At 64.3% G+C, this 13,121-nt stretch carries 1 protein-coding gene; it reads right to left on the bottom strand.

The genetic code is table 11. The features are described 5' to 3' along the window. Positions 1 to 191: 191 nt before the first annotated feature. Positions 192 to 13,088, bottom strand: a complete 12,897-nt coding sequence (locus tag AACV02_RS23710) for a non-ribosomal peptide synthetase (protein WP_119742341.1) — start codon at positions 13,086 to 13,088, stop codon at positions 192 to 194. Between the last annotated feature and the right edge of the window lie 33 nt (positions 13,089 to 13,121).

Below are 13,121 nucleotides of genomic sequence, written 5' to 3'. Positions count from 1 at the left end.
GCCGCAATTACTCATGCTCCCAACTCACCCAAGAATGCGGCAGGCCAGCGTGATCCTGAGAGGCAGCAGACCCACGTGCCACCTGGCTAAAGGCCCCTATCGGCGCTGATGTGGATGCTGCGTTGAGCAATGCTGGAAGTCGTTTTCGTTTCGACTCACAGCACGCTCACCGCCAGGCGCTCCGGGTTTCCTTAAAGCCCCTCCAACTCCGCCATCAAATCACTCAACCGATCCACCTTCTCGGCGCTGATTTCATTCGCCGCCAACCCCTCGATGTACTCGGCCAACTCCGCCACCGTGCTGCACTCGAACATCGCCCGCAACGGTACATCCCGCTGCAGGCTTTTCTGCACCCGGGAGGCAATCTGTGTGGCCAGCAACGAGTGCCCACCCAGCTCGAAGAAGTTGTCCTGTACGCCCACCCTGTCGACTTTCAGCACCTCGGCCCAGATAGCCGCCAACGTGGTTTCCAGTGCGTTGCGCGGCGCCAGGTAGTCCTGGCTGTGCAACTGGCCGATCTCCAGGGTCGGCAAAGCCTTGCGGTCGAGTTTGCCGTTGGCGTTCAGCGGCAGGCGCTCGAGCCATAACCAGTGCAGTGGCACCATGTATTCCGGCAGCTCAGCACGCAGGCGTTGTTTGATGCGGTCCAGGCGCTCGCTCGGGTTGAGGCTTTCATCCGCCGCCACCAGGTAACCCACCAAGTGCTTGCCGTTGACGCCCTCTTGTACCCCCACCGCGGCGTCACGCACCTGCGGCTGTTCATGCAGACGCGCTTCGATTTCACCCAGCTCGATGCGGTAGCCGCGAATCTTCACCTGGTGGTCGATACGCCCCACATATTCCAACACGCCATCGCTGCGCCGACGTGCCAGGTCGCCGGTGCGGTAGAGACGCGCGCCCGGTGCGCCAAACGGGTTGGGCACAAACACCTGCGCCGTGCGCAACGGGTCGCTGACGTAACCACGGCCCACGCCGGTACCTGCCACACACAGCTCGCCGACCGCGCCCTGTGGCACCAACTCCAGTGCGCCATCGAGCACGTATAACCGGTTGTTGTCGGTCGGGGTGCCAATCGGCAAATAAGTGCCTTGGGTTGACGCCAGATCGACGCGGAAGAACGCCACGTCATCCGAACATTCCGCCGGGCCATAAGCATTGACCAGGCCAATGTCTGGATAACGCAGCATCCATTGGTGCGCCAGCTCCGGCGGCATCGCTTCGCCCGTCGGCAGCATCCAGCGCAGGCCGTCCAGGCTCATGCGTTCCTGGGCGAGCATGCCCTGGATCAGCGACGGTACGCTTTCCAGCACAGTAATGCCCTGGGCCTGTACATGGGCCAGCAAACCTTGCGGGTCATGGGCAAGGGTGTTCGGCACGATATCGACCCGCGCGCCAAACAGCGGCGCAGCGAGGAACTGCCACACGGAAATATCGAAGCTTTGCGAAGCGGTCTGGGCGATCACATCCGTCGGGCTCAGGTCCAGATAAGGCACCTTGCTCAACTGGTTATTGAGCATGCCGCGCTGTTCGACCATCACGCCCTTGGGCAGGCCGGTGGAGCCCGACGTGTAGATCACGTAGGCGAGGTTGTCCGGGCCGCTGTAGACACCTGGATTTTCCCCACGGCCCGGCACTTCCTCCCAGACCAACAGCTGGCAGTCGGTACCGTCCAGCAGCTCAATCGCCTGCTCGCGGCACGCCTCGGTGCACACCAGCAACGGCGTACGGCTCAAGTCGATGATGCGGCTCAAGCGCTGGCTGGGCAGGCCTGGGTCCAGCGGCAGGTAACCGGCGCCGGCCTTGAAGCTGCCGATGATCATGCCAAGCAGGTCGAGGTTGCGCTCGGCCAGCAACGCCACCGGTTGATCCAGGCCAACGCCTGCTGCGATCAGCGCGTGACCCAAACCGTTACTGCGACGGTTCAACTCGTCATAGGTCCATTGCTGGTCAAGGCAGCTGGCGGCGATGCGCTCCGGATGCTCGGCCACCTGCGCCTCGAACAGCTCGACATAGCTGCGCTCCAGCGGGTAGTCATGCGCGCTCTGGTTACACCCCTCCAGCAGGAATTCACGCTCTTGCTCGCCGATCAGCGGCAGGTCGGCCATGTCGCCATGAAAGCCCTGCACCAGCGCCAGCAGCAAGCGCTTGAACTCGCCGAGCATGCCCTGCACGGTGCTTTCGTCGAAGTAACGCTGGTCGTAGGACAGGTGCAAACCGAGGTCATCGCCCGGGTAGCACACTGCGGTCAACGGGAAGTTGGTGTGGGTGCGGCCGGAATCCGAGGTGGCGTTCAGGCTTTGCGCGCGGTCCAGCACCGAGACCTCCACCGGCGCGTTCTCGAACACGAACAGGCTGTCGAACAGCGGTTGGCCCTTGGGCAATTCGCTGTGTTCCTGGATGGTCACCAGCGGCAGGTACTCGTACTCGCGCAGCTGCATGTTGCTGTCTAGCAAGCCGCTCAACCACTGGCGCACGCTGCAGCGCTGACCGTCTTCAGGCAGTTTTACCCGCAGCGCGATGCTGTTGATGAACAGGCCGACAGTGCGTTGCATCTCGGGCATGTCCACCGGGCGCCCGGCCACGGTAACGCCGAACAACACGTCACGCTCGCCACTCAAGCGACGCAGCACCAACGCCCACGCCGCCTGGGCGAAGGTGTTGACGGTCAGTTGATGGGCCTGCGCCAGTTCACGCAGTTGCGCACCGTCGCGTGCCTCAAGGCGGGTGTAGCAGTCGCCCACCACCATGCCGCCGCTGTGGCCCGCATGTTCACGCAGGAACGGCCGGTCGCTCGGGATCGGTGTGGTGCGCTCGAAACCTTGCAGGTTGTGCTGCCACCACTGGCGTGCCTGGGCGAGGTTCTGGCGTTGCAGCCAGGCAATGTAATCGCGATAGCGCGGCGGTGTGGCCAACTGTGCTTCGCGACCTTCGCCCAAAGCCATGTAAATCTCAAAGAAGTCATTCATCAGCAGCGAACGGCACCAGGCATCGATGAGGATGTGGTGGTTGCTCATCATGAACCAGTAGCGCGCTTCACCGACGCGGATCAGGCGCAGGTGAAACGGCGCCTGGTTGAGCAGATCGAAACCGGCTTCCCGCTCGGCCTTGAGCAAGGCTTGCAGACGGGGTTCATGCTCACTTTGCGGATCGGCGCTCCAGTCCAGGTACTCGATCGGCGTGCTGCCCGGCTTATGGATCACTTGCAGCATGTCTTCGCCGACGTTCCAGCAGAACGATGCGCGCAAGGCTTCGTGACGCGCGATCACCGCCTGCCAGGCTTGGGCAAACCGCTGCGGGTCGAGCGCACTGTTGATGCGGTAGCGGTCCTGCATGTAGTAAAGGCCCGTGCCGGGCTCCAGCAGGGTGTGCAGCAGCAGGCCTTCCTGCATCGGCGTCAGCGGGTACACGTCTTCGATGGCGCTGGCCGGCACCGGCAGGCTGTCGAGTTGTGGCTGGGTCAGGTGCGCCAGCGGGAAGTCCGACGGCGTGAGGCCGCCGGCAGCGTCGCTCAGGCAATGCGCGATCAGGCTTTGCAGTTCGTCCAGGTAAGCCTGGGCCAGCTCGCGAATGGTCTGTTGATCGTGGCGCTCGCGGCTGAAGGTCCAGCGCAGCACCAGTTCGCCGCCGTACACCTGGCTGTCGACGCTCAACTCATTGGGCAACGGCGCCTCTGAGTCATGCGCCAGGCCGGCGGGCTCATCCAGCGGGTGGAACAGCGCATCGGCACCGAAGCTCTGGTCGAACTGGCCGAGGTAGTTGAAGGTGATGTCGGCGCTTGGCAGTGCAGCCATGGTCTGCTTGCACAGATCGTCCGCCAGGTAACGCAGCACGCCATAGCCCAAACCTTTGTGCGGCACGCCGCGCAGTTGCTCCTTGATCGCCTTGATCGAAGCGCCCTGCTCTGCTTGCGGGGTCAGGCGCAGTGGGTAAGCACTGGTAAACCAGCCGACGCTGCGGGTCAGGTCGATGTCATCAAACAAGGTTTCACGGCCATGGCCTTCCAGCTGGATCAGCGCGCAATCGTGACCACTCCAGCGGCACAGCACACGGGCAAGGGCCGTCAGCAGCAGGTCGTTGACCTGAGTGCGATAAGCGCTTGGCGCCTGTTGCAGCAACTGGCGGGTATGTTGCGCGTCCAGGCGCACGCTGACCGTGTCGGCATCACGAGTGAGCAGCGAACCGTGTGGGCGATCCACCGGCAATACCGCCGCAGGACCGGCCAACCGGTCTTGCCAGAGGCTCAACTCTTCACGCAGGGATTCACTGCTCGCATAGGCCTGCAAACGCGCAGCCCAATCGCGCAAGGCGCTGGTCTTGGCCGGCAAGCTGACCGATTGGCCGTCGCTCAGTTGGCGATAGGCCGCTTGCAGGTCTTCAAGCAATACGCGCCACGACACGCCATCCACCACCAAGTGGTGAATCGCGATCAGCAGGCGTTGCTGACCCTGCGGGCCATCTACCAGTAAAGCGCGCAGCAGCGGGCCGTGTTCGAGGTCGAGGCTGCGTTGGGTGTCGGTGAACAGCGCGGTGCACTGCGCCATATCGCGCACTTGCGCCTGCATCAGCACGCCACCTTGCGGCACGGCCATGTGCTCGGCGTGCCATTGGGCATCGCGCGGCGTAAAGCTCAGGCGCAGGGCGTCGTGGTGTTCCAGTACCGCCAACAGCGCTTGCTCCAGGCGATGAGGGTCGAGCAATTGCAGCGGTTTGAGCAGTAACGCCTGGTTCCAGTGCTGACGATTCGGCATCGCGGTATCGAAGAACCAATGCTGGATCGGCGTCAGGCCCGAGCTGCCCGTCAGCACCCCTTGTTCGGCGCTGACCCGCTCGGACCGCGTGGCCACGGCCGCCAGGGTTTGCACGGTCTGATGCTGGAACAGGTCGCGCGGGCTGAAGTGAATCCCGGCCTGCCGCGCACGGCTGACCACCTGGATCGACAGAATCGAGTCGCCGCCCAGTTCAAAGAAATTATCGTCCAGGCCGACTTGCTGCACGTTCAACACGGCGCACCAGATCGCGGCCAGGGTGTGCTCCAGTTCGTTGCGGGGCGCCACGTAGTGTTGGCGGTTCGCCTCCGGGTCCGGTTGCGGCAAGGCGCGGCGGTCGAGTTTGCCGTTGGCGGTCAGCGGCATGCTGTCCAGCACGATCAGGTGCGCAGGCACCATGTAGTCCGGCAGTTGCGTCTTGAGGTGTGCCTTGAGCGCGTCGCGCAGCGTGGCGTGGTCGGCGTCGCTGACCAGGTAAGCCACCAGCTGTTTGCCGCTCGGCGAATCCAGTGCCAGCACCACCGCTTCGCGCACCGCTTGGTGTTCCAGCAGGCGGGTTTCGATTTCTCCCAGCTCAATGCGGAAACCGCGAATTTTCACTTGGTGGTCGATACGGCCCAGGTACTCCACCAGGCCGTCGGCGCGTTGGCGCACCAGGTCGCCGGTGCGGTACAAACGCCCGCCATTCGTAGCAAACGGGTCGGCGACAAAACGCTCTGCGGTCATGCCCGGGCGTTGGTGGTAACCCTGCGCCAGACCGGCCCCGCCGACATACAACTCGCCGGTCGCACCTTGCGGCACCAGCGCCAGGTCGGCGTCGAGAATGTAGGCCACGCGGGCGCCGATGATGCTGCCGATTGGCACGCTGCCAGCGCCCTCTTCCAACTGCTCCGGCGCCAGACTGGCCAGCGGCATGACCACGGTTTCGGTCGGGCCGTAGGCGTTGAAAAACACCTCGGGCTGGAACGCTGCGCGGATACGCTGCAAGTGTTCGCCAGTCAGCGCCTCGCCGCCGGTGATGCACATGCGCACCGGCAAGGTTTGCTGCTGAGTCGCCAGCCACTGCGCCAACTGGCTGCCATAGCTTGGGGTGAAGCCGAGGATATTGATGCGATGGGTGCGAATCAGCGCACAGATTTCTTCGGCATCCCACTGGCCCTGGGCCCGCACAACCACCTGCGCACCGCTGAGCAGCGGCACCAGCAAACGCTCGGTGGCGGCGTCGAAGTTGATCGAATAAAAGTGCAGTTCGCAATCGTCCGCACGCATGCCAAAGCGCTCGATCACCGCCTGGCAATGCATGGCGATTTCACCGTGGGACACCACCACGCCTTTTGGCTTGCCGGTGGAACCTGAGGTGTAGATCAAGTACGCCTGATGCTGCGGCAAGCTGATAAAGGGCAGCTCGTCGGCCGGGTAATTGGCGAGCACCGGCAGGTCATCTTCCAGGCACCAGCACGCCACCGTCGCCGGCAGTTCACCGAGGGCTTCGAACATCGCCGCATCACTGAGCAGCAGGCCGATGCCGCTGTCTTCGATCATGTAGTGCAAGCGGTCCAGCGGGTATTCCGGGTCCAGCGGCACATAGGCGCCACCGGCCTTGAGAATCGCCAACAAGCCAATCACCATTTCCAGAGAACGCGGCAACGCCAGGCCGACGCGCACCTGTGGGCCGACGCCACGCTCGCGCAGCATCCACGCCAGGCGATTGGCGCGGGCGTCCAGTTCGCGGTAGGTAAGGGTTTCACTGGCAAAGGTCAGCGCGGGCGCATCGGGACGATTAATCGCCTGTTGCGTGAACAGCGGGTGGATGCACTGGTCGAGGCGGTGCTCACCGGCCTCGATGCCCAAGCTGTTTTGCAGCGCGCGCTGCTCGGTGGCCGTCAGCAGAGGCAGTTCGCTGAGAAGCTGTTGCGGGTTGGCAATCAACGCTTCCAGCAGGTTGCGCCAATGCTCGGCCATGCGCGCAATGCGCGGCGCGTCGAACAGGTCGGTGCTGTAGGTCAGGCAGCAACCCAGGCGATGGTCGAGGTCGGTGACTTCCAGGTTGAGGTCAAACTTGGTCGCGCGCGCATCGTTGGCCAGGTACTCGACGGTCATGCCGGCCAGTTGGCGGCTCTGCTGGAATTCCCAGCGCTGCACGTTGCACATCACCTGGAACAGCGGGTTGTAGGCCGCGCTGCGCGGGGGTTGCAGGGCTTCCACCAAATGATCGAACGGCAGGTCCTGATGGGACTGGCCTTCGATCACGGTGTGGCGTACCTGCTCGAACAATTCAGCGACATTCATCTGCCCATTGAGCTGGCAACGCAGCACCTGGGTGTTGAGGAACGCGCCGATCAGCCCTTCGCTTTCCGGGCGAATCCGGTTGGCCACCGGCGCGCCGATGCGCAGGTCGGTCTGGCCGCTGTAGCGGTAGAGCAACACGGCCAGGGTGGCGGTCATGGTCATGAACAGGGTCAGGCCGCGTTCGGCATTGAAGGCGCGCACGCGGGCGGCCAGTTCATCGCTCAGGTCAAAGCGGTACAGCTCGCCCTGATGGCTTTGCACCGGCGGACGCGGGCGGTCGCCGGGCAGTTCGAGCAGTGGATGCTCATGCCCAAGCTGCCCGATCCAGTAGTCCAGTTGGCGCTGGCGCTCACCGGACTCCAGCCATTGGCGCTGCCACACGCTGTAGTCGAGGTACTGCACCGGCAACGGCGCCAGCGGCGAGTCGCGCTCGTCGATAAAGGCCTCGTACAGCGCGCTGAGTTCACGCGCGAAGATGTCCATCGCCCAGCCTTCGGTGACGATGTGGTGCAGGGTCAGCACCAGGTAGTGTTCCTGCTCGCCGGCCTTGACCAGACACGCGCGCAGCAATGGCCCGGTTTCCAGGTTGAAAGGCGTATGGGCTTCGTGGTCGGCCAGTTGTTGCAGGCGCAGCTGACGCTCGGCTTCATTGAGCGCCGAGAAATCCTGCCAATCCATGCGCAGTCCGGTTTGCCTGGCGACTTTTTGCTGGGCCACGCCGTCGACGCTCGGGAAGGTTGTGCGCAAGGTTTCGTGACGCATGATCAGGGCTTGCAACGCCGCCTCGAACCGCCCCACGTCCAGCACGCCACGCAGGCGCGCCATGCCGCCCACGTTGTAGGCCGGGCTGTCCGGCTCCATCTGCCACAGGAACCACATGCGCTGTTGGGAATAGGACAGCGGCACCGGCGCGCTGCGGTCGACCTTGGCGATAGCGGTTTGCTGGTTGCGCTGGCCTGTGGCCTGGATCAGGCCGACTTGCTCGGCAAAGGCGCCCAGCTCGCTGGCTTCGAACAAGGTGCGCAGCGGCAGCTCGACGTCGCAGGCCTGGCGGGTGCGCGAGATGATTTGCGTGGCCAGCAACGAGTGGCCACCGAGGGCGAAGAAGTCGTCGCCCAGGCCAATGCGAGGCAGGCCGAGGACTTCGCGCCAGATCGCCGCAATCTGCTGCTGCAACGGAGTCTGGGGTTCGATGTGTTCACGGGTTTGCCACACCGGCGCCGGCAATGCACGGCGGTCCAGTTTGCCGCTGGGGCTCAGCGGCATCGCATCCAGACGCATCAGTTGCGCGGGCACCATGTATTCCGGCAGCTCGGCGGCCAGGGCAGTTTTTACCTGCTGCTCGTCCAGTGCGGTGCTGGCGGTGTAGTAGCCGATTAACTGCTGGTCACGCACCAGCACCACGGCTTGGGCAATGCCGTCCATGGCCAACAGGCGTGCTTCGATTTCTTCCGGTTCCACGCGAAAGCCACGCAGCTTGACCTGCTGATCGAGGCGGCCGAGGTATTCGAGTACGCCGTCAGCGCTCCAGCGCACGCGGTCACCGGTGCGGTACAGGCGTGTGCCCGCCTCGCCCGATGGGTCGGCGACGAAACGTTCGGCGGTCAGCCCGGCGCGGCCGAGGTAACCGCGCGCCAGGCCGATGCCGCCGATGCACAATTCGCCCGGCACACCGGCCGGCAATGGGTTGAGGTGTTCGTCCAGCACGCGACAGATCACATTGCCCAGCGGCCGGCCAATCGGCGAGCGTTCGCCGTCTTCGGCCTGGCACTGCCAGTGGGTGACGTTGATCGCGGTTTCCGTCGGGCCATAACGGTTGTGCAATTTCACCGCCGGCAACTGTGCCAAGACGCGGTTGCGCAGTTCGGCGGGCAAGGCTTCACCGCCTGAGAACAGGCGGCGCAAGCTGGTGCAATCGGCCACCAGCGGCTCATCGATAAACAGCTGCAACAGCGGCGGCACAAAGTGCAGGGTGGTTACGCCGTGTTCCTGCACCAACTGCGCGATGCGGTGCGGGTCGCGATGCTCGCCGGGGCCGGCCAGCACCAGGCGGCAACCGGTGATCAATGGCCAGAAGCACTCCCATACCGACACGTCGAAACTGATCGGCGCTTTTTGCATCAGCACATCGGTGTCGTTGAGTTGATACGTGGCTTGCATCCACTGCAAACGCTCGGCCAGCGCCGCATGGGTATTGCCCACGCCCTTGGGTTGGCCGGTGGAGCCGGAGGTGTAAATCACGTAGGCGAGGTTGTCGCCCTGCAGATGCAAACCCGGTGCCTGGGTCGGCCAGCTGTCGAGGTGCAGGCTGTCCATGGCGATCACGCACACGCCTTCGGGTGCCGGTAGCAACTCGAGCAGTGCGGTTTGGGTCAACAGCAGGTGCACGCCGCTGTCCTGGAGCATGTAGGCCAGGCGGTCGGCGGGGTAATCCGGGTCGAGCGGCACATAGGCGCCACCGGCCTTGATGATCGCCAGCAGGCCGATCAACAGTTGCGGCGAGCGTTCGGCGGCGATGGCCACGCACATATCCGGGCCAACGCCCTTGTCGCGCAGGTAATGGGCCAGGCGATTGGCCTGGGTGTGCAGTTGGGCGAAGCTCAGGTTGCCGTCGTGCCAGACCAGCGCGGTGTTGTCCGCGGTGTGTTGGCTGAGCAGCTCGGGCAGCCACTGCTGCGCTGGCGTGCACGGCGCCCCACTCCACGGCTGTTGTTCGTCGGTTTGCATCAGCTGCAAGTCGCCGATGGCCTGTTGCGGTTGCTCGCACACGGCGTGCAGCACGTTGATGTAGTGCTCGGCGAGACGCTGAATGGTTGCGCGGTCGAACAATTCGTCGGCGTAGTCGAACGACAGGCTCAAGCGCCCGTTGCGGTCTTCTTCGCTGTGCAGTTGCAGGTCGAACTTGGCTTCGCGGCTGTGCCAGGGCAACTCATCGGCGAGCATGCCCGGCAGGCGGCGCAAGGCACTCAGGTCGCGTTGCTGGTGGTTGAACATGACTTGGAACAGGCCCTGTTCGCGGGCGTGCGGGAAGGCTTCCAGCAGTTGTTCGAACGGCAGGTCCTGATGCGCCTGGGCGCCCAGCGCAGCCTGACGGGTGGCCGCCAACAATTGATTGAACGGCAGGCGCCCGTCCAGCTCGGCGCGCAGCACCAGGGTGTTGATGAAGAAACCGATCAAGCCTTGGGTTTCCTGGCGCGGCCGGTTGGCATTCGGCACGCCGATGCGGATATCGCGCTGGCCGCTGTAGCGGTAGAGCAGGCTTTGAAACGCCGCCAGCAACAGCATGAACGGCGTGGCTTGGTGGTCTTGGGCGGCCTGGCGAACGGCTGCACTGAGGCCGGCATCCAGGCGCACGCTATGGCGCGACGCACTGTGGCGTTGTTGCGCCGAGCGCGGATGGTCGGTGGCCAGGCTCAGGCTCGGATGCTCCTCGCCCAACTGGGTTTTCCAGTACGCCAGTTGCCGCTGGCCTTCGCCTTCAGCCAGCCATTGGCGCTGCCAGCTGCCGTAGTCAGCGTATTGCAGGGCCAGTGGCGGTAGCTCCAAAGTCTGGCCTTGCGTCGCGGCGGCATACAGGCGCGAGAATTCGTCGATGAGAATATTCAGCGACCAACCGTCGGCGATGATGTGGTGCAGCGTCACCAGCAATTGGTGGTCTTCATCGTCCAGGCGCACCAGGGTCACCCACAGCAGCGGGCCTTTTTCCAGGTCGAACTGGGTGCGCGCTTCGTCTTCGCGGATCTGCTGCGCGCGAGCCTCACGCTCGGCGTCAGGCAGGTCGCTGAGGTCGATAATTTGCAGGTCGAATTCGGCGCTTGCCTGCACACGCTGGAAGGCCTGACCGTCGCGCTCGTAGAAACGCGTACGCAGGGCTTCATGACGCTCGATCAAGTGTTGGAAGCTGGCGCGCACGGCGTCTTCGTCCAACTCGCCGCGCAAACGCAAGGCGCCGGGGATGGTGTAGGCGCTGCTCTGCGGGTCGAGTTGCCAGGTGATCCACAGGCGGTTTTGCGCCAGGGATTGCGGCAGGTCGTCCTGGCGCGACAAGGCATGAATCGCGCCTTGAGCAACGCCGCCGTCCTGCTGTAATTGCGCAACGCTTGCGGCAAAGCTCGCAAGGGTCGGCGCTTCGAACAGCATGCGCAGGTTCAGCTCCAGCCCCAAGGTTTCGCGCAGGCGCGCGACCACTTGGGTGGCGGTGATGGAGTTACCGCCGAGCAGGAAAAAGTGGTCATCCGCCGCGACGGTTGCGAGCTGTAACTGCTCGCACCAAATGGCGGCGATCTGGTTTTGCAGGCCGGATTCCAACACCGCATCGCTCACGTGCGCTTGCAGCTCGGGGAACTGCGCATAGCTGTCGAGGCTGCCGTCGGCGTGGCGGATCGCGCAGGCTGAACGCTGCACCTTGCCGCTGGACGTCTTCGGCAAGGCGCCGGGGTTGAGCAGTACCACCACGCTCGGGGCTTGTTGATACGCCTCGGCCACGGCCTGGCGGATGGCTTTGATCAGCGCGTCGGGCGGCAGGATTTTCTGCACGCTGCGGCTGATTTCGGCGGCGATGCCGATGCCTTCCAGGCCCTGGTCATTCACTGCAAAAGCGGCGACGCGGCCCTTGCGCACCACTTCCACTTCGCGCTCGATGGTGTGTTCGATGTCCTGCGGGTACAGGTTATGGCCGCGCACGATCAGCAGGTCTTTGAGGCGGCCGGTGATGTACACCTGGCCCTCACGGATAAAACCCAGGTCGCCGGTGCGCAGCCAGGTACGGCCGGCGTGCTGTACAAACGTCTTGGCCGACGCTTGCGGGTTGCGCCAGTAGCCGTGGGCGATGCTCGGGCCGTTGGCCCACAGTTCGCCGACGTGGTTATCCGGCAGTTCGCTCAGCGTGTGCGGGTCGGCGATCAACACCGCGTGCTCCGGCTGGCTGGTGCCGCAGCTCATGATCGCGTTGCCCTGCCCCGGTTCGGCGCGGTTGGCGGCCAACGCCTGTTCATCCAGGCGCAAGGCCGGGATGCCGTGGCCGCGGGTGCCGCCAGCGACGAACAGGGTTGCCTCGGCCAGGCCGTAGGAGGCGAAGAAATTGTTCGGGGTGAAGCCACACGTCGCGAACTTCTCGGCGAAGCGTTCCAGGGTATCGAGGCGGATCGGCTCAGAGCCCGAATAGGCCACGCGCCAGGTGCTCAAGTCGAGGCACTCCAGGGCTGATTCGCTGACCCGCTCGCTGCACAGGCGGTAGGCGAAATCCGGGCCACCGCTGATGGTGCCGCGGTATTCACTGATTGCCTCCAGCCAACGCAGCGGCCGGCCAAGGAAGTACGCCGGCGACATCAACACGCACGGCACGCCGCTGAAGATCGGTTGCAGCAGGCCGCCGATCAGGCCCATGTCGTGGTACAGCGGCAGCCAGCTGACGATCACGTCATCCGGGTTGAGGTCGATGCCGAAGCCACGACGGATCAGCACTTCGTTGGCCACCAGGTTGCCGTGGCTGACTTGCACGCCTTTGGGCAATGCGGTGGAACCGGAGGTGTATTGCAGGAAGGCGATGTCATCGGCGTGCAGTTCGGGTTCGACCCAGCCCTCGGCGAGCTGTGCCTCCAGGGTGTCGACGCTCAGCACCGGGGGTGCGTTTTCGATCTGCGCCAGGCCGTCGCCGAGGCTGGCGATGGTCAGCAGCACGCGCGGTTCGGCGTCACTGATGATCGACAACAAGCGCTCCTGGTGATGCCGGCGCGTGGACTCTGGCGGATACGCCGGCACTGCGATGACCCCGGCGTACAGGCAGCCGAAAAACGCCGCGACGTAGTCCGGGCCGCTGGGGAACAACAGCACCGCGCGCTCGCCCAACGCCACATTGGCCTGCAAGGCGGCGGCGATCGTGCGGGCGCGCTGGTCCAGGTCACGGTAGCTGAGCACAACGTTTTGCTCGGCGCAGTCGGCGAGGAAGCGCAGGGCCACCTGGTCCGGGGTCTGCGCGGCGCGACGTTGAAGGGACTGGACCAGAGTGCGGGGAAGTTCGAAGGCGTCCATCATGGGGTTCCTGCCTGAAATCGGCTTACGGGAAAA

This window comes from Pseudomonas sp. Larv2_ips, assembly GCF_963879675.1.
Classification (GTDB): domain Bacteria; phylum Pseudomonadota; class Gammaproteobacteria; order Pseudomonadales; family Pseudomonadaceae; genus Aquipseudomonas.
The sequence above is the reverse complement of the archived record's forward strand: the minus strand, read 5'-3'. Positions and strand labels throughout refer to the sequence as shown.